The 20,958-nt window shown below is 46.4% G+C and carries 16 protein-coding genes; all 16 read right to left on the minus strand.

Features of this window, described 5'->3' with window-relative positions:
- Window positions 1–10: 10 nt before the first annotated feature.
- The 16 genes from RBI05_RS08315 to RBI05_RS08390 all read right to left on the minus strand — a co-directional run bounded on the left by RBI05_RS08315 (window position 11) and on the right by RBI05_RS08390 (window position 20,807).
- Window positions 11–1,111 (minus strand): CatB-related O-acetyltransferase, encoded by a 1,101-nt coding sequence (locus RBI05_RS08315; RefSeq protein WP_310550748.1) that lies wholly within the window; start codon window positions 1,109–1,111, stop codon window positions 11–13.
- On the minus strand, window positions 1,089–3,923 hold the full coding sequence (locus RBI05_RS08320) for a LicD family protein (RefSeq protein WP_310550749.1): 2,835 nt from the start codon (window positions 3,921–3,923) through the stop codon (window positions 1,089–1,091). The genes RBI05_RS08315 and RBI05_RS08320 overlap by 23 nt, the downstream gene beginning before the upstream one ends.
- 30 nt (window positions 3,924–3,953) lie before the next feature.
- A complete protein-coding gene (locus RBI05_RS08325; RefSeq protein ID WP_310550750.1) occupies window positions 3,954–5,303 on the minus strand; it encodes a glycosyltransferase family 2 protein in 1,350 nt (449 codons plus the stop codon).
- Window position 5,304: 1 nt separating this feature from the next.
- Window positions 5,305–6,600 carry a glycosyltransferase family 2 protein gene (locus tag RBI05_RS08330; RefSeq protein ID WP_150459470.1) on the minus strand — a complete coding sequence of 432 codons (1,296 nt, stop codon included), beginning with the start codon at window positions 6,598–6,600 and terminating at the stop codon, window positions 5,305–5,307.
- 22 nt (window positions 6,601–6,622) lie between these two features.
- A complete protein-coding gene (locus RBI05_RS08335) occupies window positions 6,623–7,876 on the minus strand; it encodes a glycosyltransferase family 2 protein (protein WP_150459471.1) in 1,254 nt (417 codons plus the stop codon).
- Window positions 7,877–7,901: 25 nt separating this feature from the next.
- Window positions 7,902–9,221 (minus strand): glycosyltransferase, encoded by a 1,320-nt coding sequence (locus RBI05_RS08340; RefSeq protein ID WP_150459472.1) that lies wholly within the window; start codon window positions 9,219–9,221, stop codon window positions 7,902–7,904.
- The gene (locus RBI05_RS08345) at window positions 9,208–10,323 is read right to left on the minus strand and encodes a glycosyltransferase (protein WP_310550751.1); all 1,116 of its coding nucleotides are present in this window, start codon (window positions 10,321–10,323) and stop codon (window positions 9,208–9,210) included. Before RBI05_RS08345 ends, RBI05_RS08340 begins: the two co-directional genes overlap by 14 nt.
- Window positions 10,316–11,323: a Gfo/Idh/MocA family protein gene (locus tag RBI05_RS08350; protein ID WP_150459474.1), complete on the minus strand. Its 1,008-nt coding sequence runs from the start codon at window positions 11,321–11,323 to the stop codon at window positions 10,316–10,318. Before RBI05_RS08350 ends, RBI05_RS08345 begins: the two co-directional genes overlap by 8 nt.
- Window positions 11,324–11,330: 7 nt before the next feature.
- On the minus strand, window positions 11,331–12,152 hold the full coding sequence (locus RBI05_RS08355; protein WP_191089632.1) for a LicD family protein: 822 nt from the start codon (window positions 12,150–12,152) through the stop codon (window positions 11,331–11,333).
- The gene (locus RBI05_RS08360; protein ID WP_310550752.1) at window positions 12,139–13,536 is read right to left on the minus strand and encodes a metallophosphoesterase family protein; all 1,398 of its coding nucleotides are present in this window, start codon (window positions 13,534–13,536) and stop codon (window positions 12,139–12,141) included. Before RBI05_RS08360 ends, RBI05_RS08355 begins: the two co-directional genes overlap by 14 nt.
- Window positions 13,533–15,998 carry a hypothetical protein gene (locus RBI05_RS08365; RefSeq protein ID WP_150459477.1) on the minus strand — a complete coding sequence of 822 codons (2,466 nt, stop codon included), beginning with the start codon at window positions 15,996–15,998 and terminating at the stop codon, window positions 13,533–13,535. Before RBI05_RS08365 ends, RBI05_RS08360 begins: the two co-directional genes overlap by 4 nt.
- A gap of 173 nt (window positions 15,999–16,171) precedes the next feature.
- Window positions 16,172–16,507 (minus strand): hypothetical protein, encoded by a 336-nt coding sequence (locus RBI05_RS08370; RefSeq protein ID WP_310550753.1) that lies wholly within the window; start codon window positions 16,505–16,507, stop codon window positions 16,172–16,174.
- A complete protein-coding gene (gene fliS / locus RBI05_RS08375) occupies window positions 16,500–16,889 on the minus strand; it encodes a flagellar export chaperone FliS (RefSeq protein WP_150459479.1) in 390 nt (129 codons plus the stop codon). Before fliS ends, RBI05_RS08370 begins: the two co-directional genes overlap by 8 nt.
- Before the next feature lie 32 nt (window positions 16,890–16,921).
- Window positions 16,922–18,430 (minus strand): flagellar filament capping protein FliD, encoded by a 1,509-nt coding sequence (gene fliD / locus RBI05_RS08380; protein WP_310550754.1) that lies wholly within the window; start codon window positions 18,428–18,430, stop codon window positions 16,922–16,924.
- 21 nt (window positions 18,431–18,451) lie between these two features.
- Window positions 18,452–18,841: a flagellar protein FlaG gene (locus tag RBI05_RS08385; RefSeq protein ID WP_310550755.1), complete on the minus strand. Its 390-nt coding sequence runs from the start codon at window positions 18,839–18,841 to the stop codon at window positions 18,452–18,454.
- A gap of 82 nt (window positions 18,842–18,923) precedes the next feature.
- Window positions 18,924–20,807, minus strand: coding sequence for a glycosyltransferase (locus tag RBI05_RS08390; RefSeq protein ID WP_310550756.1), 1,884 nt, complete (start codon window positions 20,805–20,807; stop codon window positions 18,924–18,926).
- Between the last annotated feature and the right edge of the window lie 151 nt (window positions 20,808–20,958).

A 20,958-nucleotide genomic window follows, 5' to 3' on the forward strand; every position in this document is an offset into this window, starting at 1 on the left:
TACCTCCTTGTTAGAATACCGGGCAATCCACGCCGGAGATCATCTTGACTCCATTCTCATAAGCATACTCCGAATGAAGGATGGTTTTCTTCGTCCGGTTCGTAATCCAATAGTCTGCCTTTCGAAATACCGCCCGTTCCTGCTCTTCCGGGCAGAGGCAGGTTTGCACCGAGCACGTCGCTTTCTCCATTTGGATTAACTTGTCGATATACGTCGCCAACAAGGAGAGAATCTGAGGCGATGCAGCTGCGAACTGCTCCTCAACTAGGATAATCAGCATCCGTTCTTGATCGGTCCTAAACGTATGAACGAATTCTTTAATGATTCGTTGCCACAGACTAAAGGGTTCTGCAAAATCCCCAAAAAATACGTACTTCAGTTCACCTTGCGGAAGGGGGATATCAGGGACATGGCTTTTCTTTTTCAGCCCCTCCTCATAGAAGAGCTCGCAGAAGCGTTCTACGTTCGTATCTGTAAAAAAAGCGCTGTTCTCTGAAATTTTCCGATCATCCCAATTCCACCACTGAATGGTCTGGAGCTTCTTAATGATGTCTTCGCTAAATCGATACCGGATGATCCGGGCAGGGTTGCCACCAACGATAGCATACGGCGGAACGTCATTGACTACATGAGAATTAGCTGCAACGACGGCGCCATTGTGAATCGTTACGCCAGGCATAACAGTCACATCATGACCAATCCAAACATCATTTTGAATTAGAATTTGCCCCTTGCATCTGCATAGTTCCGAGAAATTCGAGACAGCATCCTGTCTTCCAAATAAACGGGATACTCCGGTAGATAAATTGGCATAGTTATGCGCCATACCCAACGTGAAGTTGGAACCGTACGCAATAGAGGTGAATTGTCCAATTTGCAGATTATGGGCAATCCAACCAGCGGGAATTCTCCACTTGAGACCTGACGAGATCGTTCCAGGCCGGTCTCCATCTCTGCTGATGTAGCTGTATCTCCCGATGGTTGCAAGCGGAAATCCGGGACCTCCCTCTTCTATATCAATCAAATATTCAGATATACCTTCCGTAATTTCATCAATCGCTACAGACAAGTTAACGATCATAGCAGACTCACCGACTTTCCCCTTCTTCATCTCTGGTAATCCAATCCACATCCTGGACATAGACCCGATAATCCTGGATTCCCATCTCCTGGAGCTGCTTCTCGATGGCCCGGTAATGCACACTGCAAATAATCAGATGGAGGTTGTCAGTTGCAATATCAGCAAGCTTCTGCGGAGAGCATACCGGTATTTCTTGTCGGCAAGTCCCCCACTTGGCCGAATCATTATCTATGAGAAAATCCGGCCGGTGCTTTTCCCCATGTTTGTCCATGTAATGTTCGAACATAAGGCCCGCGCCAAAAATCACCAGCTGCTTACCATCACTGCCTCCAAACAAATCAAAGAATAACCGATAAAACTCCTGGTAAGGAATTTCAGGATGATAAATTCCCTTGTGCTTGGGCCTGCGCTGCTCCATCGGAGGGTAGCTCATATAGTCCTTACCCATTGTCATTTCCAGACAACGCTTATAGCCGATTGGCACCGGAATTGTCTGATCTTCGAATTCCAGCATAACCCTTTCCTCAAAATCGCTTCGATTCAACGGTTGGTAATAGTTATAGTGAGTGAAGATCGCCAGGTAGTCAGAGGTTGGATCCGGTAATTGCGTTATTGCCCGCTCCAGTCTCTGGACGAGCTGGCGGTGCGAGAACAGACTTGCCACCATACGATAACCTCTCCAGGTCCAGCCCGTCATGTCCCGAAACTGCCGGAATTCATGGCCGTAGACACGGCTATACAGCAGACGCTGGGCGGTCCGGATGCTTCGCAACTTCTTTTTCAGTTTCTGCGGATTTCGGGTACAGCTATCCATCGGCAGGATGTCAATCCAGATACCCTGATGACCTCTCCGGCCCAGATCGATCCGGCTAATACCTGTAGTTTTGCTGTCACGCAACCGCATGAATCCTCCATAGAAGCTATCTACACTTTCTTCCGGTGTCTGCAAAACATACGAATCGGGAAATTCAGAAGCGGCGATAGCTTTCAGACGATCATAATCCGCCCGGGGCATGGCCATATCGATATCGTCATCCCAAGGAATATAGCCCTGATGTCGAACCGCTCCGAGAAGGGTTCCGTAGATGGCATATACCCGCAAATCATGCTTCTCGCAGACTTCCAGAAGGCTGGATAGCAACTTCAGCTGCACACTGCGTACTTTTCTTATCTTATCGGTAACAGGGGCTGGTTCATTTCCCCCCTTCGGTGACCCTATTTCTTCTGTATTACGCAAGATTCGTTCGTAATCGATCCGGGTCCATCTGTAGAAATGCTCATGCTGATCATGTCTTCGTACATTAGATAGAAACCGGCCTTCTTCCTCCAGAAAAAAACTCCATGCCTCCTTAAGTCCGTATCGTTCTTTCAGGCCGTTCAATGGAACCGCATATTCAGCATCTGGAGCAAAGGCATACATATAATGAAGCGCCCGAAACAACACATAACGGGCCGGATAATTCTCTTCAACAAATTCCTGATCAAAAAAAATAATTCGACCGCTCTCATAAAAGCTGTTCAAAGGAATCAATTCCAAATAAGCCCGGCGCAGCACAGGGCCAAAGTCCACCTGGTCTCCACCCTCCGGTCGGAATGCGCTTTGTTCCGAGGAGACTTGTTCAGAAGAAATTAAAATCAAACCATAGAGTTGATCGAAGAGCCGAATGAATTCAGCAGAATCTCTAGAGACGATCTCTTTCAAGTATTTGGACAGTGTCGGAGCAGACATATAAGGCATGACTAAGGACATGCGCTCCAGACTATGTCGAACAATCTCCAATCCATGACTCCGGAGGTCGAGCATATTCTTATACAATTGCACCATACTTGGCCTACCTTCGGGATATAACGGTGTCTTCTTCACCTGGTTATTCCGATAAATGGTTGTGGCGAAGGCACGCCCTCTGTCCCGGTCTCCTGAAATTGCCGAATAGATGACTGGGCTTAAGTTCTTACTCAAAGAAGCCTCCACGAGAAAGGAGTTGGCAAAAAACTCGAATACACCATTATCAATCACATCATTGTATAGGTCCAGTTCATACGCTACGAGCGATTCAGCATTAGGATAGTAGGGGATCAGACGTTCCTGGAGATTCTTCTCCGGCAAAAAGGATTCGGAATATACCAGTTGCGTCAGCTTGTAATCTGGCAGCGGATAATAAAATTGATGATAGGTTAAGCCCGCAAGCTTCAAGATTTCTTTCACTTCCTGGCGGCTGAAGGAATACCCCTTCGTTCCCTTCGGATAATGATTCACCCCGTCAAAAGGCCTGCCGGTATGCGGTTCGGGTGCACCGGCAAAATAACGAAGACCGTAGCGATTCTCTACGGCCAGCAGAATTTTACCCTGAGGCTTGAGTAAGGGCAGAAGTCTGCTCAGATAGTCTATATAAGGATTCAGGCTCGTGGACCCGCCGCCCACTTGCTCAAGCATTCCCACCAGTACGATATAATCGAAGGATCGATCTAATTCCAGTTCCATCACATGTCCTGCATAGACATCCAGGTTACTGCGGTTCGCATGACGCTGACAGATCGCTTCCGCCCGGAACAAGGATTCCTCTACAGTTGTTACATGTGCGCATCGTTCACAGAGCATACCACTGAGTGCCCCGAACTCGCCGCCAATCTCCAGAACCTCCGCCTCTGCATCAAATTTATACCAATTCAGAATCGATGTTCTCATATCACTCAGGTGATAAAATACTTCCCATCTGGAATCTTGGCGAAGCACTTCATCAAACCGGCCCGCAGGATACTGTTCCAGATAAGCGCGTATATCGCGATCAGTCGGGTTTGCAGCAGAAACATCTGCCTTCGTGGTTCTGTGCAGCGTGGCCATATATCATACGCTCCTGTTCCAAAACGTTAACTAACTTTTAATGTAGTCCAGAATATAATAAATATTAGCGTAAGCATTACAGATACTTACTCGATTACTAGGTACACCAAATCCCGCCAACTGATCAGACATTTCATCCGTATGTTTAAACGCCGCTACGACAAAATCGGCTTTAGAATAGCGGGCTACTGCCTCTGCTGGCGAAATCACAGAATACCCCTCAATCTCAGTGTTCCAAAGTTTCGAATTATTATCGCAGAGTGCTAGTATATGAGGAAATTGCAGAGTCTTCGCAAGCAGAATGAAATATCGCCCTACATTTCCTGCGCCGAATAAAACAACATCTTTATTAGACTTTAAAATAGTCGCAATTTCTTGGGAGCGAGTTTTTTCTTTTCTATTTCGCTCATTATAATTAAGCAAAGCCTCTTTTTCATCGGCAACCACCAAATCATAAAAGGTTTTCAGATCAGCAGGAAGCAGACTCATATCCAGATTAGAATCATTCCAGTCACGCATCAGTTCTTCCCGAATTTCTTCGAGAAACGCCTCTTGCAGTTCCCCCTCCAATCTGCTGAGATTCCATTCATATGCGATATATTTTCTAACCGCAAGCGCAGAAAGCACTTTAGCCACTTGGTTCAATTCTTCGGGAAGTTGCTCTCTGATCTGTTTAAATTCCTCTATAATAGCAAAAGCCTTATTAAGGTCCTTGGTAGAGGATGCCGCATTGTCTGTACGATACCAATAGAAGGCTTCATCCAGGAAGTACGCTCTCTGTGCATACAGAGAAGTAAAAAAGAAAAAGCCGGTATCCTGATAGGAAGCCCCCGGTGATTCTGTTAATCTAATCTGATTTCTTTGAAGGAAACTTTTATTGTATATTCCGGTCCAAATGGCAATATCAACGTTGACTATAAAAAGCGGATCAGCGGATATATCTAATATAGTCTTGTAGAAAGACGGGGTGTTCACAATGTGCAGTTGAAGGTGAATATCCCTTTTACGTTCGGTAACAAACGGCTTGAAATCAGACTTAACATAGTCGGCTTTATTATCTTCGGCATACCGAAAAAGCGTTGCGAACATATCCTGGTCGACCTTGTCATCAGATTCTACGATCCCGATGTATTTTCCCGACGCCTCTTCAATTCCACGATTAATTTTGTGTCCATAGCTGCTATCCGGATCGATAATCATACAAAAACGTCCATCTTTTGCTTTATATTCCTTGATGATTTCCCGGGTTTGATCTGTACTAGAATCCTCAATACATAGAAACTCCATGTCAGGCAGCGCTTGAAGGCTTATACTGTCAAGGCATTCCCGCAGATATCGTTCTGAATTATGGACAGGGATAATGACACTAATGGATTTCATCCTAGTTCTCCTTTGAAGTATTAAATAACTGAAAGCGTCGGTACTCAATGGGCCAAATTTGTTGAAAACCCAACGTGTCAAGAGTTGCCATTATTTCATTCTGGAAACTGTCCGTTGTAGCCAAGACGACAGAAGCAGTAGGGCAAAGCTCTGCCAGGTCTCTAATTTCTCTTACAGTTATCCCCTCAATTTCTCTAGGGTTCCCAACAGCAGAGGTTACCGCATACCCTACAAGATGCACATGCTGAATTTCTTGAATATACATCGCTACTTTTTGGCCTATACAGCCAGCACCATAAATAATAATTGGATTTCCGCCTTGTAAAAACCTATTAAATTTTTTCTGCAATTCTATATTTTCCTTTGCAAAGATTTCAAGATGGGCGTGTTTTAGGGGAAAGCGATCAGCCATTAACCTTTGTTCCTCTGTTAACCATTCCATATTAATAGCTTGTTCGATTTCCTCTAACAACATCCCACTAGAATTCCGCCCTGTTGCAACCTGCTTGTAAAAGGGTCTGAATAAATCTAAATATACAATTTTGACCACTATGTTGTGTAATTTATATAAATTATGTTTTTTTGATAAAGTTAGCAGGTCAAGTAGACCAGCTGCAAAATCGCCCCATTTATGAGTCGGTATAGCTGGATTCTTATGTCCTTGTCTATACCGATAAGTAACTTTCGATAGAGCATAAAATTGTTTAGCTTGAATCGCGGCCTTGACAAAGAAGGGAGGATCCTCAAAGTAATTATAAGTAGGGAACGAAATACTATGGTTGCGTAAAAACTCAAGTTGATACAAAAAACGGGTAAAGCCATATGGAAACTGATAATCCTCAAACGCAATCATTCCGTCACTTTTAAAACGATAATCTTGGTACCAACTCTGAAAGTTTTCAATTATATTCCCATTGTCTAATAGGCTGAACGATCCTCCACAAATTAAAGCATTATGATTGATCGCATTTGTGTAAAGACATTCTAAAATATCATTGTCAGGGTAATAATCATCGGGATCCATAAATGCTACATACTCTCCACTGGCCATAAGTAATCCGCGATTGCGGGCAGCCGCAACCCCCTGGTTAGATTGGCTTATAGTGACCAAATGTGAATAACGAGCCTCATATTTCTGCAATATTTCCAGTGAGCCATCCGTAGAACCATCATTGATACATATAATCTCGATACCCGGGAGAGTCTGGTCCAGCACACTATTCAAACATTCTTCTAAATAACGCTCCACGTTATAGATCGGTATGATAACAGATATAGGGGGTGTTAACTTCGGCATGTCTTCCTCCGATAATATCGGTTTAGTATGGATCTAGATCCATGTAATGCTCAAACCCAAACTCCTCAAGTTTCTCCCGCATACTGACCAAATACTTGGGAGTCGCTGCCAGTAGAATCAGTGTCTCTTGGCGGTAAGGATGCAATTCTTCAATCGAGTATACACGATGGCCCAAGACAAATTCGGGATTATGTTGCTTCTCGCTAACCATAAATCCATTGATTCCAATTTGTTGCTTATCTAAAACCTCAAGTATCTGTCTGCCGACTACTCCGGCTCCATATATAACTACCTTCGGATATTTACTTATGGAATAAATTTCCGATATATCAAGTTCACGTCTCCTCTTCGTATTCATATAAAGTTGGAACAAATGTCCTGGAAGAGAACCAGAACCAACTTCCTGAAAGTCGTTTAAGTGGACTTCCCCTTTTATCTGGGCATACCGAACATGAAGACGGGTGTAGAGATTGAAGATATGCCGGGCAATCGCAGCATCAAGGGTTTCATCTATTTCTTGGCCCTTCCAGTAATCTAGCATCTCGCAAATTGTTATAAACAATCCAATAAAGTTCCTTTTTGTCGCGCCGCTGGTCATTATCGATTTCTGACGAAGGCGCCGTACGAAATATTTCTTGTGAACGCATTCCACCCGCTCAGCGGACAAAAGAGTAAGGAAAGAAAACAATTCATCTTCATGAATAATATTTTCATAAAAATCAAACGAACGAGTTATTAAAAATTCTCTGTTCCAGAACTGCCGACATACAGAGCCAAACCACTCTCCGCGATAAACTAGCAACGGAAACAACTCACTGCCTGACATAACTCTCTCATAAGAGTGACGAAACTCCTCTTTATAACCGATAAATTGGGTCTTTAGCTGGTCATCTTCATAAAGAAGCTCTGCTTCAAAGAAGACTGCATCCAAGACACCACTTTCGGCTTTATTGAATAATTCTTCCATAGCTTCAGGGACGATATAGTCGTCAGAATCCAGAAAATAAATGTATTTCCCAGAGGCTCTGCTAAGTCCTGTGTTTCGGGCAGAGGATAGTCCCCTATTACGGGGATGAGTTATAATTTGAATACGTTTATCATTGGTCCGGAATTTCTCTAATATATCCATAGAGTTGTCGGTCGAAGCGTCATTAATACATATCACTTCAATATCCGTCAGCGTTTGCCCTATCACACTTTGCAGGCACTCGTCCAGGTATCTCTCTACATTATAAACAGGAATCACAACAGAAACTTTAGGAGGCTCAAGGATCATATTCTCTCTCCAAACTTCAAAATAGTTAAACCTGAATTACGCTATTTCGGTCGATTCCAAATAATTGAAACTCCAAGGAATTCAAATATATCTGGTGCTGGAACCCCAAATACTCTAGATGGAGCTTAATCTCGTTGTGCAGATTGGAAAACGTAGCAATAAGTACTGTAGCCTTTTCTTTCAAATAAAGATAATCTTCAATTTGTTTAACCGGAATAGTTGTGATATATCGTTTGCCGCTGCCAAGTTTAGTTACTGCTGCACCAATTACTTCAACTTCTGGATACCCTTTAAGGAATGCTGCTGCCTTTTCCCCCATAACACCTGCACCGTATATAATGACCGGCTGGTTCTCCCGCAATCGCTTAACCAATTTCTCTTGGATTTCAGGCATCTTTGCTGCGTATTGTTTGATCTGATGCGGTTTTAATGGATAGCGGTTATAGTAGTCTTGGTTCTCTTCAGTCAGCCAATCGAAATGGATGGACTGATCGATTTCATTGAGAAGTTCATGAAGCTCATGAGTTTTGGGTAGCTGCTTCTGAATGAACTTATAAAAAGCCCGATACAAGTCGTCATAAAAGATACGGACAGCTAAATTATATAGGTGGCAAAGTCCTTCCTGTTCAGCCACCCGGATCAAATCCAGGGCACCGCGGGCGCAATCTGTAGTCTTACGCAGGTTTAAAGTGGTATATTTATGTCTAACACGATAGCAGTATACGAATTCGGGTATCGCGTAAAATTGTTCAGCGAGGACTAAGGCCTGAGTAGAAAAGGGTAAGTCTTCACATCTCTCATACAGCGGAAACAATAACCCATTACGTACCAGAAGATCTCTTTTATACATAAATCTTTGAAACCCATAAGGAAATTGGTACTCTGAAAAGGTGATCATGCCCTCAAATGGAAAAGTGAGTGCTGAGAAGGGGCCTGAGAAATCGGTAAGTCTGTGATCGTTCACCCAATAGCAGTAAGATCCTGCACAAATCTCCGCTTTATGCTCTACAGCCTTGTTAAATAAGCGCTCTAACACTTGATTATCGGGATAGTAGTCGTCTGGGTCCATAAAGGCAATATATTCGGCAGTCGATGCCTCAAGAGCGCGATTTCGTGCTTTAGACACCCCTTGGTTCTTTTGATTAATGATAAAAATGTTTGGATATAGGGTGGCATAGCGTTCCAAAATTATTAAGGATCTGTCTGTGGAGCCATCGTTAACCGCAACAATTTGAATGGGCGCCAACGTCTGGTTCACAACACTATCCAAGCACTCCTCCAGATAACTCTCCATATTATAAATCGGAATAATAACCGAAACTTTATAGGGGTTAACTACGTCCATATCCTTCCTCCAGCCGTTTGATTTCCGATACGATATTATACCCGGCCGCCGTGATAGGCTCCTCGGTCTGGCCCCTATGGTATTTCTCGGCGTTCTGTTTAACCCAAGCGTACCAAGCCTCCTCTTTTAGAGGCAGAAAGTCAAGATTTCCGGTAATCTTGGCTTCATAGGGAACCTTATCGCTGGCCAAACAATGTAATCCAGCCGCCTGGGCCTCAATCAGCACAATACCCAATCCCTCAAAATGCGAAGGCAACAAAAAAAGATCCATTGCCTGCATAATTCCATGAACATCTTCTCTTGCGCCAAGAAAGATGACACTTGAGCCCAATCCAAAATCATTGACTTGCTGTCGAATCTGCTCCTCCATCGGCCCGACACCGGCCAGGACGAGTCTCGCTTGCGGGTATACAGATACCACCCTTCGAAAGACCTCAATTAAAAATTCGTGATTTTTGGTGTGAACAAACCTTCCGACATGTCCCAGTACCAAGCAATCGTTGAGTCCCAAACGTTGTCGATAATTTCGGCGAAGCACAAGGTTAAAGGCAAACTTTCTAACATCAATTGCATTCCTCATAAGGATAATCCGCTCTCTGGGAATCTGCTCACCAAACAACCAGTCCGCTGCCGCTTCCGAGCAGGCCCAATAATCGGTCGCCAGCCCCCTGTGAAATAATTTCTTCTGCTCCTGATGGTGCCTGATGGCTATCAGTCGTTCCTTCTCGTCTGCCTTATCTACCATGGTGCTGTGCGCATGCACGATGATCCGAGGAACCCGATGGCGGAGGGCAAGTTTCTCTGCCAGAAAGCTTTTCCAATAGGAGGTATGGAGATGTATAACATCGTAGCCCTCTTCCAAAATGTGATTCATCTCTTCAATGAACCTCTCCTCGTTCTCTTCAGCATAGCAGGACAGATAGTGCACTTTACAGCCTTGGCTTGTCAATGTCTCTTCAAAGTCGAGCTTCTTCTTGCTGAACGTTGCAAAATCAAAGTGAAACCGATCCCTATCAATATGTCTCCAATTATTCAGTACATAGTTGGTAATACCGCCGGAAGTGTTAGCGATGGGGAATTGCAAAATATTAATTTTATCCATTAGTTCTTCCAACACCTCTTCTACCACCATTTCTCTCTTTCAAAAATGCGGCCATAATAGCAGCTATCCCGATGGATACTTTAGATGGCAACAACCGGACAGCCTCCTGACTCCCCTGAATTGCTGCCGCAAACCAGCTCAGTCCATATCTTAAGCCTTCACCGGCGAACTCCTCTTCAAAGTCATCGCGAGAGGTGGCATCTTCATAATAGAGCGAGAATGCATCGGTCTTCCACCACGGAGCGACTACCTTGAGATAGCCCTTGCTTCCGCTGACTACGAGCGTGCCTTCTGACTTGACTCCAAGCCCAACTTTAACGGTAGCCAGACTGTCTGTATAGCGAAAATACGCTTTTGTATACAAATCCAGTCCATGTTGGCCGGGGATGTGTTCAAAGCGCAGCGACTCATATTGGTCTCCTAAGATGCTCAGGACGGCCATGAGCGGGTAACTGCCCAATTCCGTAAAACTTCCGGCCCATGGCGAAGGCGAAAGTTCTCTCCAGTGTTCTCCAGGGGGTGAGAGTTTCGTAAATGTTCCTTCCACATCTCGGATAAGCCCGATCCTGCCGCTATCCAGCACTTCCAATACCTTAAGAAATCCGGGGCAATATGCAGTCTTGATGGCCTCCATTAATACCAAGCCCTGATGCTTGGCGCAAGCAAAGGCTTTCTCCGCCTCCTGTTTATCCAGTACCATTGGCTTCTCGCACCAGACATGCTTGCCTTTGACCAGAGCATTCATAATATAGTAAAAATGCGTTTCATGTGGAGAAGCAATATATACGGCATCTACCCCTTTGTAGAGCATCTCTTCACTCTCGGCAGCTATTTCCAAATGATGCCGATCGGCAAACTCACGGGCAGCCGGGAATCGCGGGTTATAGACACCGACAACCTCAATTCCCTGTACCTGCTGCGCCTCCGAAATAAATCGTTCGGCGATCCGACCACTTCCTATAATTCCAATGCGTATAGCACCATCCAGATGGGTTCTCATTATTCCTCTATTTCTCTCCTTTCGGAACCACTAGCGCCGATACCGGATGTACTTTCCGCTTTGACTCCGGCGGCAGTATCATATAATCACCAAACTTAAATGTTAAGTATTCCTCATAGGCTTGAATACCTTGGAACATATGATTTTCAAACATAACCGGCGTACTGTTCTCGTACCAACTCCGCTTGTAACCGTAAGTTCGGTTAGGTGTAGGAAACATAAGGATACGGACATGGGTCGTTCGTTTCCGATTGCTGCGCACGATCAGCTTCTCGTAGCGGCGGAGTGCCCATTCTTCCGGAATACCAGAGAGAAAGCGGTAGAGCAAGCGCACGAAAAGTTTGGGCTCTGAGAACCTCCCCACCGCCGACCAAAGAGTCTTCCGTACACAGAAACATTTCAGATTGTGAAGAACACGTACGGGATACATATCCGGCGTCCCGTCAAGCGGAAAAATATCAATAAAAATCCCTTGTTCATAGGGCATATGCTCCTGATATTCTCGGAGAAACAAACTGTCCTTCCGCCGCAGCTTGCCGTAGCCCCAACGGTAGCCGGGTGTATTCCGGTGGTCCTGGAAGTAGAAACGGCTCGTGTCCAACTCTGTCAGACAGGCTTTCCGAAACTTCTCGTATTCTGAGCGAAGCAGGGCTACATCAGCGTCATCATCCCAAGGAATATATCCACCATGACGAATGGCTCCCAGCATGGTGCCTGCAATAATTTGATAGCGGATACCGCAGATGCGGCAGATCCGGTCAACCTCGATCAGCATCTCGAGCTGGATAAGCTGTATTCGCCTCAAAGCCTCTTTATCAATCTGAATCACGGGCTCCTCCTGTATTTGGCGATGTAGCACGCCACACTCCATTTAAATCGCGATATACTATACGATCCTCTCCCGCTCCGAAACGAATCAGGTCTATTCGCGACTGTGACGGCGTTATTCTCACTGCATCCCACAGGTCTTGGGACACCGTCCCACGCTGTCTTGGAGGCGTATAAGAACCTTTCGGCTTCTTGTCTGTAAAATACTCCAGTTTGGAGCAGCCGATGGAAATGATCGGAAAGTCCCGTTCCAGATCTACAGCATCGGCATGATTATGACCGTGAACAAGTCCCAGAATCTCATTGCTGCTCTCTCGCTGATAGTCTTCTAGCAGAGAAATCAACGCCTCACCGTTGCGGATTTCATTACTCCAGTAATGCAGATTCGCCAACGGTGGAACATGGCTGAAGAGCAATATGGAATAGCCAGTCTCTGTACACTGGAGTGACTGACTGAGCCAATCCAGGGTTTCTTCCGCATACCCGTACCGGACATCCTCCCGGTAATCAAAAGAATGCAAAACAAAACAGCGCAATTTCGATTCTGGATAATCAAAATAATAATTTGGAAGTTTGCCTTCCCGAACAGTGTAGCGGTCCGTATAAGACAGATAGATATCGGCTTGCGCTTTCACTTCAAAGGGCTCAGGATTTCCCATAAAATAATTAGAATCATGATTGCCCGGCACCACATAAAGAGGTACTTGATTGGCTATCAGATCCTGCATCACCATTTCCGCGTAGTCACGGGTTAGTTCAGCCGGGAGCATTCCATCTGTCAAATCCCCAAGATGAACAATCCCGTGAAAAGCCGCCATGTTATGGACCATCGCTATATTGCTGGCGGTATCATCCCATGTTCCGTTCACAGTATAGTGACTGTCCGTTACAACTGCCAGCATCACCGCGTCTGCAGCTGCTTGCTCCAATAGGGAAGCGGCCGTCTTGCAGGCTTCTTCTCTGAAAAAGGGTTTATCAGAAAAGGAGGCCTCCCCTTGTTCAAAGTCCACAATCATTCCGAAGCGTCCCTCGTCTTCAGAGGTAAAAGCACCACCGTCCGTTCGCTTAAAGCAAAGACGGAAGTAGCATTCCTGTTCAAACACATAATTCTCCTGCCGGTAGGTGTTCCCGTTCAAATCTCCATTATACGTCGTCCAACTGCACTCCGGCTCATAATCGTACGTGTATATATATTTCGGATTTACTTCCAAGGAATAAGTAGCGACATTAAACAAATACCGAACATCTCTTAGTATAATCTGGCTGCCGGGGTACGCTTTATAAAAGTGCAGTGACGACATCCGGTCAGGAACGCCATAGCCGGCTCTTCCGGTCGAAGCGTAAATCGTTACCCCAGCTTTCCCGCAAAGCTTAACCGGATTCATTCCTTCCCCACTCGTCTCTTTAAACAAGCTTGATGGATGTGGAATCCTGCTGTTCCATCCAGATGGTTCAGAATTCCTTCATATGCCTGCTTCTGCTCAAGCCTGTCGTGCTGTGAAACCGATAAATAATCCAAGAAGAACTCCATCCGTTTTAGCTTACCATCTTCCGCGCAGCAATAGGGAAGCCCTCCCTCTTCTTTACCAAAAGAGAGCTCAATTGCATGACCAGCAAGTGAAGAAACATCATTGTTTTCAAACCGGCAGGGGATAACCACAACCTCATCGGTCACGATATCATAGACAACCAGGCTGTTATTATATGCGGATAGCGCCGCTATTTTTCGATCACTCACTCTTTTTGCAAAAAAGTAATGATTCGGATAATCATATAAAGCCGATTGACGACTGCCTTCCGTATAAGGCAACTCCCACTCCACCTTGCTCATTTGACCGGTAGCAGTATTAATTTTAATGATCATATTTGCAGTTCGCGGAAATGCCAGTAAATAATCGCCGCAGTAGACCAGACCACTAAAGAGATGGTTATTTCCCTCAAATCCTTCAGGATAGGCGCTATACTCTCGGGTCTCTCCCGTCGCTTCATTCCATTTAATTAAAGACTTACCTTCATATGGAATTATCCAGAATGCTTCGCCATCATACTCTATACCAAAGTAGGTATAAGTGTCGGATCCAACGGTATGGATCGTCATATTGAAAGTGCTAAGATTAAAGGCCAGCACCTGATTGGATGTCATACAAGGAATAAACAAAGTTTCTCCAACAAGACACGTTCCCTTGCCCCATTTCATTTCAGTCTCATCAGACTTATTACAAGGAATAGGATGCTCGGTGAATAGCCCGTTTGAATTCATAGATAGGATTCCCGGATAAGTAACCGGCTTCAAAAATATCTGATTTCCGTAGGAAATAATCTCGTCAAAATTATGCCGTTCCCGGGCATTATCCAGTCGATAGTTAGCCCTTGACCGATCTCCCAGATGATACTGAACGATTTGCTTGGCATTAAACGGGCTGATTATTAATTGATCTCCGGCTTTATATACACTGACAAAGGGATATAGCCCGGCGCCTCTTTCTACCATATGTTCCACTACAGTGATCCTGCCGTCTCTCAAGTCTATCTGGCACAAAGCTTGATATAATCCGTCTACGAACCATAACTTATCTTCTTCCGCGAAAAAGTCCACGAACTGGGCAGCTCTTTTTTCTTCCTCTAACAGGAGAGGTACTTCAATGTTGGCATATGTTATAAAGGTGGGTTTACCGGTTATTCCGAACATATGAACAATAGAAGACGAGCCTTCCCCGATATACGCATCCGAAATTGCTATCGAAGCCTCCACATTGGGTGTTGTATCCAGAATGCCTAGGTTCTTTTCTAAGAACATAGTTTCAATTTTCGTGTACGTTTCGGCCAATTCGGGACGCATGCTCTGGAGAGTAGACTTGGATAGGGGATGCGGTCGCCATAAGAGTACAAGATCATCACGGCCAGCGAAACCTTGCATTGTATAAAGAATCTTACTCAGCGCCTTCTCTCCAAACTCCAAAAGACTGGATATACTAGTGTTATAGAATACGACTTTTCTTGAGCCGATTCGTTCCTTCCATTCATGCGGAATGGGAGGCGGACTAGCCTCGTAACGGAGAATCTGGTCCGCTTTGGGTGAACCTAGGGGCAAAAGCTTGGCACGAATTACCGGGTCCGTAAAACTATTCATGGCCTGTTCGGATTGTACAATAATATAATCCACATGCTGATAGGAGGGCAGGTTAAGCTGGGCCTCTGGAAAACTCCCGCCCGTAAAGAAATAGGGAATATAAACAAGCAAGTCAGTATACGATTTCAATTCATGCGAATAGTAGGGAGGATAAACAGTTGTGATGAAGTTATGCCCATCATAAGGGTTACTGATATAGATAATATCAGGACGGTGTTCTGCTAGATTATATTCTAGATAATGGGTAATTGTGACCTCCTCTGGGAATAAATCTCCTTCATAATAGAATTGAGCCAGGCTTCCGTCCGGATTCCGGTCATAATACGGAATGGGTATAACCCGACAAATACAAGAGGGATCCTTCTCTGCGGCTCTCCAGACACTCTCCATAGCATCCCACATAGATGCTTTGTACGGAAGGAAAACAATCTCGTAATGCAGAGGTTCTTGCTCAATGTGCTGCTGCAGATTTTGAACCTGCCAAGTTATCTGCTTCAACAGATCAGGCAGCGCCCTTTCATTGTGCTGCTTCTGTTCCCAGAGCTGGTGGAGACTTTCTTCCATTTGAATCAATATCGGTCTATATGTTTCTGCCTGTTCTTTAGTTAATTGACTGCTCAAACTATCTCTAACGGCATCGACTACATAAAGACAATCCTCCAGAACAACTCGCGCATTTTGAAGATCAGCCGCTTTGATATAATCTAGGCCTTCCATGAACGTCACCCATATTTGTATGAGTTGGCTCTTTATACTTTTTCTCAAAGATATCCCCTACTTAGTGTTAATTTTAAATTCAGTATATCAGAATAATATAATGCATATAGCAAAAAAGAAACCTGACGTCTAAGGGCTCACGAAGCCTTTATCCGTCAGGTAGATACCCGCCTTTATTTCCGCCGGTCCAACATCATGCTGTCCGGCGCATAGGAGAATTCATAGGCCGTGCGCTGCCGTTTGGACTGATTGCGCTGGAGCAGCCACTGCGAGGCTTCCGCAGCCAATTCCCGCATCCGGCTGCTGATCAGGTTGTCATAGGCCAGCAGTTCTCTTAGTTTCTCTTCCTCTTCGGAATCCGGCAGCCGCTGTTCAAAAGACGCCGTTAATTCCTGAGCGATCTCTTCGCGCTGCTCCACGAAGGAAGCCATCTCTTCGTATCCTGCCCGGGAGAGCGTTCCAAGCAGATTCAGAGTTAATTCTTCCAGTCTATCGACACGATTAGCCATGGTGCTGTTCCTGCATCATCGATTGCTTGGAAGCTTCCATCCAGGTTGTCCGCAGCTCGGTCAAATAACCCAGCGCTTCTTCGGCCGGAGCAATCTCCTTCTTGATGTTGGCCTGAATCAGCAAATGCTTGATGTACTCGTAAAGGCTGTACAAACTTTTGGAAATTTCATACCCCGGATTCAAAGAGGTCATCAGTTCACTGAGAATGGCTTGTGCTTTTACGAGATTCTGATTCGTTTTGATAATATTGGATTCATTGAGGCCTTCAACGCCGGCTCTGGTAAATCGAATCGCTCCATCGAAAAGCATAATCAGCAATTGTGACGGCGTGGAGGTATTTACCGACGACTGCCGGTATTTTTCATATGGAGAAGTTACCATTGTTGTTTTCACCCTCTAAGTTATGCTCAATCTCAGCCCGAAATAAAGCTGGATAAACTGCTGGACTGTGAATTGTATTTATTCATTGCGGATTCCATGGCGGTAAACTGCTTGTAGTACTGCGTTTCCATATCCGTCAATCGGTCCGTCAGTGTGTCAATGCGGGAGTTATAGTCTTTGAGCATCCGCCCCATGACGCTCTCGGTCTTGTAGGTGGTTGTCAAATCCGTCGTAAACTTGGACGTCCCCGCCTTCGCGGCGATATTATCCAGAGCTTTATCCACCGCTGTCGACAATTGAGTAAAGATGCCGCCCTTCACACTTCCCGCCGTTCCCTGGAACAGATCGGTCACCTTCTGCGGGTTGGCTGTCAGCGCTTCTTTGAGTTTAGACTCATTGAGGTACAGCTTTCCGCCTTCATAGTACTGGCCGGTCGTTATGCCGAGGTCGCTCAGACCGCCCATCTGATTGGAGACAACCGCTCTAAGATTGGAAATGGCCGTCTTGAGAATATCGTCATTCTTGAGGAGGCCGCTCTTGGCCTTGGACTCCCATAACGTAATATCGGCTTCTTTCATGGCCGATTTCTGTTCATCTGTAAGCGGGGCAAAATCCCGGTATTTCGCTTCTTCGACTTTGGTCGTCATGGAGCTGACCAGCGAATTATAGGTCTCGACAAAGGATTTAATGGTCTCTACCGCTTTGTCTGTATTGGTAGTCAGGCTGATGTTCGAAGGCACCGCCGTTCCCGTCGCCGCCTTCGACTCTTGCAGCAGCGTCAGCTGGACGCCGTTGACCAGCAGCGAGTTAGAGGAAGGCGTATAGGTCACTCCGTTTTCGTTGGCGCCCTGCTTGCTGGATTTGATAACGACCTCTGCGTTCTGGGCGTCCTTAAAGGTGGAGAGATTCAACAGACTCTTCAGAGAGCTGTCCATTTGATTGGCTTGAAGATAGGTGTTGGAGCCGTCCAGGGTGGAAGTCAGAGAAAGCTTGCCGCTTATTTCGTCGAAGCTGGCTCTCACCTTGGTATCACTGCCATTGATTTTGTTAATGAATGTGGAGAGAGTATCGGTGCTGCTGATTCCAATCTCCACGTTGTTAATCGTAACTTTGCTTGGAAGGGTGACCGTTCCGCTATGCGCAAGGTCAGAGAGCAGGGTGGCACCGGTAGCCTTCTTGCCAGTGGAACTGCTCATAAGCGCATCCGATTCGGCGCTGGAACGCGTCGCCAGCTTGTTCACCGTTACGGTCATATCGACATTCGTGGCGCTGGCAGAGGCCTCCGCCTTCACTGCTGTCGTATTGCCGGTGACGGCGGCTTGCTGGGTGTTCATTTGGGAGGTCTTGTTCCAGTTGGACAGCTTGTTCATCTTGAAGTCTACCAGCTTGCTGTTAATCTCCCGGTAGCTGTCCCGTGTCCATTCCAGCAGAGTCTTAGACTGATTGAGCTTGGTCAGCGGCTGCCGTTTGGCAGTCATGAGCTCTTTGACAATACTGTCGATGTCCATGCCTGAAGATAATCCGTTAATACGCATAGTCATGTCTGAGTCTTCAACTCCTTCCTAGACACGTTCATCAATGAGAATTCCGGCGATTTCCATCATCTTGGCAACCAGATCGAGTGTCTTCTCCGGGGGCACTTCCCGGATAAGTTCACCGGTATCTTTATTAAGCACCTTCACCATTAGCTCGTGCGTCTTCTCATGAATGCTGATCTCCAGAGTCGTAGATGGACCCTCCAGCGCCTTGACCGCTTTATCAATAGCCTTGATCAGCTGTTCTTCCCCGATCGGCACCTTGACGCCTTGACGTTCGGCCTGGTTTAATTCGAGGTTGGTGTTGATCTGATCGGCTCTTGAATCTACATTCCCTCCCTTGAACCCCGGCTCGCTTGAAACCACTGATTTGATAGGACTGACGGGATGCGCGGACAAGGAGAATTGAACATCCATCTGCTTTACCTCCGAAATCAAACTGATTGATAACACCTATATCGGAAAACAACCGCTTTTTGTGAAGAAATCGGCTGCGATTTTATAGAGTCAGCTTCCACTGCGAGAGAGGAAAGCGCTCGTGAATCTCCTGCCAGACAATGCGCATGCCTTCAAAGGTGCGGCGGCTCTCATAGAGACCGTACAATCTTTCCAGCGAACGGTAGACCGGCTTCTGCTCTTTCAGCTTGGCGTACAGCACTTCGGCATCGTCCCAGTAGCCCAGCTTGCAGCAGAGATCACCCAGAGGCTCCAGCACTCGAGGTTCATCGGGGTGATTCTCATAGAGCTTCACCAACAGATCAAACGCAGCCTTGTCTTGACCGTAGTCCAGCAAAATATCGGCCAGCCGGCACTGCACCTCGCGCTTACTCTGCTCCAACTGCCGGGATACCGCCCCGAAAGCTTCGTTCTCCCGAAGCACCAGCAGCCGTTCCGATACCGTTACTAGGAGTTCTTCCACCAAGCTCGTCATTTGCTTCGGATCCAAGGTTCCCTCCCCGATCCACTTGTACAGCAGTTTGGCTTCGCGCTGGCTGGCATTCAGGCGAGGGACAGCCGCCTTCATCAGTTCGGCATCCCCGCGAAGATAGGCGAGCAGAGCCAAATCCGCTCCCACTTCGTTGGGAAAAGCATCCCCGCTCTCCTGCCACTCGGCATACGCAGCGTCATACTGCCGGTCATAGAGCTTGGAAATCATCCGGATATGCGGCTGAGCCGTAATCTGATAGGCCTTCAGAATTTCTTCCATTAAAGGGTGGCGCTGTGCATAGAGAACATCCAGCAGCGTCTGAAGCTGCTCGACCGTCCGTACTGCCGAGAACTGTCCGATCGTCTCCAGAACATTCGGTGCGGGGATCTGCGCTTTCAGCGTAATTTCAAAATAAAGACGAAGCGCCTGGACATAGCCGCTCTTTACCTGAAGCGCCTGAAGGACCTGTTCAAATCCTTCGGACCATTTCCGCTGGTTCCGGTAAATCTCCGCCAGGGAGACCCGCGCTTTGTAGCTTCCCGCTCCTTCAGTCACCGTGCTTCCCCGGTCGCCCATCTTCAGGCAGGCCTCATAGGCGGCCACTGCATCTTTCAAATATCCCGCCTTCTTATATAAGAGAGCCTGGACATAACGCATATCCGTCTCATCCGGATACAGATTGACGGCGTCCTTAAGGATGTTCAATCCCTCTTCATTTCTCCCTAGCTCTCCCAGGCACAGAGACAGTTTGGTAATCAGTTCAGGCAGATAGACACGGCCGGTGCTTAGGGGATACGCCTCTTTGAAACACTGAACCGCCTTGGAGTAATCCTCCAGAGCCATATAGGTCTTGCCCATATTGAACAGGTTATACCCGTCTTTATGAGCGCGCAGCGCTTTCTTCATCAGAGCCAGGTTCCGCTGTATCTTGTCTTTTTCCTGCATGGCTTCATCCAGATAACCGCTGTGGTGAATCAGAATCCGTGTGGATTCTCCGCCCGTCAGCTGCGGATGATCCAGCAGATTCAAATGTTCATGCAGATGGTTCTCATACTTCAGTTCCCCCCGGTTGGCGAACAGCCGGACGGCGCGGTGCGTTGAACTCTCTCCTCCGGACAGATAACTCTTGATCGGAAGAAGATAATAGTCCAGCCGGGACTCCAGTTCAGCCTGCAGGTTGGACTCGGGGTCCAAATACTCGTCGGCATCCAGAACCAGAATATAGTCCTTCGTCGCCTGACGGATCGAGTGGTTCCGCGCATCCGAGAAGTTGTCGGTCCAGGCAAAGGGATAGATTTTATCGGTATAGCGTCGGGCGATCGTCAGGGTATCGTCAGTCGAACCGGTATCGACAATAATAATCTCGTCCACAGCATGCTTGACGCTGTCCAGGCAGCGTTCCAGCACCTGTTGTTCATTCTTCACAATCATGCATAAAGCTATAGAGGCATTCATACGGCGAGTCTCCTCTGATAATTAGGATACCTCTTATATCGGCAAATCTCCGGTTTTTCTTAGGTTCCGGCTGTCTTTAAACGGCTGCAGGAGCGCATAAAAAAAGAATTGCCCGGACCGGATCGGTCGGGCAATTCTCTTCCATTCATCG

The sequence above is a fragment of the Paenibacillus glufosinatiresistens genome (assembly GCF_031470375.1).
GTDB lineage: Bacteria > Bacillota > Bacilli > Paenibacillales > Paenibacillaceae > Paenibacillus_AQ > Paenibacillus_AQ glufosinatiresistens.

Bases quoted from the DNA above. Each gene is read 5' to 3' on its own strand.
- RBI05_RS08320 (WP_310550749.1), bottom strand. From the start codon at position 3,923: ATGGCCACGCTGCACAGAACCACGAAGGCAGATGTTTCTGCTGCAAAC.
- RBI05_RS08385 (WP_310550755.1), bottom strand. From the start codon at position 18,841: ATGGATGTTCAATTCTCCTTGTCCGCGCATCCCGTCAGTCCTATCAAA.
- fliS (WP_150459479.1), bottom strand. From the start codon at position 16,889: ATGGTAACTTCTCCATATGAAAAATACCGGCAGTCGTCGGTAAATACC.
- RBI05_RS08335 (WP_150459471.1), bottom strand. From the start codon at position 7,876: ATGATCCTTGAGCCTCCTAAAGTTTCTGTTGTGATTCCTGTTTATAAT.
- RBI05_RS08330 (WP_150459470.1), bottom strand. From the start codon at position 6,600: ATGCCGAAGTTAACACCCCCTATATCTGTTATCATACCGATCTATAAC.
- RBI05_RS08325 (WP_310550750.1), bottom strand. From the start codon at position 5,303: ATGAAATCCATTAGTGTCATTATCCCTGTCCATAATTCAGAACGATAT.
- RBI05_RS08365 (WP_150459477.1), bottom strand. From the start codon at position 15,998: ATGGAAGGCCTAGATTATATCAAAGCGGCTGATCTTCAAAATGCGCGA.
- RBI05_RS08340 (WP_150459472.1), bottom strand. From the start codon at position 9,221: ATGGACGTAGTTAACCCCTATAAAGTTTCGGTTATTATTCCGATTTAT.
- RBI05_RS08360 (WP_310550752.1), bottom strand. From the start codon at position 13,536: ATGAATCCGGTTAAGCTTTGCGGGAAAGCTGGGGTAACGATTTACGCT.
- fliD (WP_310550754.1), bottom strand. From the start codon at position 18,430: ATGACTATGCGTATTAACGGATTATCTTCAGGCATGGACATCGACAGT.
- RBI05_RS08345 (WP_310550751.1), bottom strand. From the start codon at position 10,323: ATGGATAAAATTAATATTTTGCAATTCCCCATCGCTAACACTTCCGGC.
- RBI05_RS08370 (WP_310550753.1), bottom strand. From the start codon at position 16,507: ATGGCTAATCGTGTCGATAGACTGGAAGAATTAACTCTGAATCTGCTT.
- RBI05_RS08350 (WP_150459474.1), bottom strand. From the start codon at position 11,323: ATGAGAACCCATCTGGATGGTGCTATACGCATTGGAATTATAGGAAGT.
- RBI05_RS08315 (WP_310550748.1), bottom strand. From the start codon at position 1,111: ATGAAGAAGGGGAAAGTCGGTGAGTCTGCTATGATCGTTAACTTGTCT.
- RBI05_RS08390 (WP_310550756.1), bottom strand. From the start codon at position 20,807: ATGAATGCCTCTATAGCTTTATGCATGATTGTGAAGAATGAACAACAG.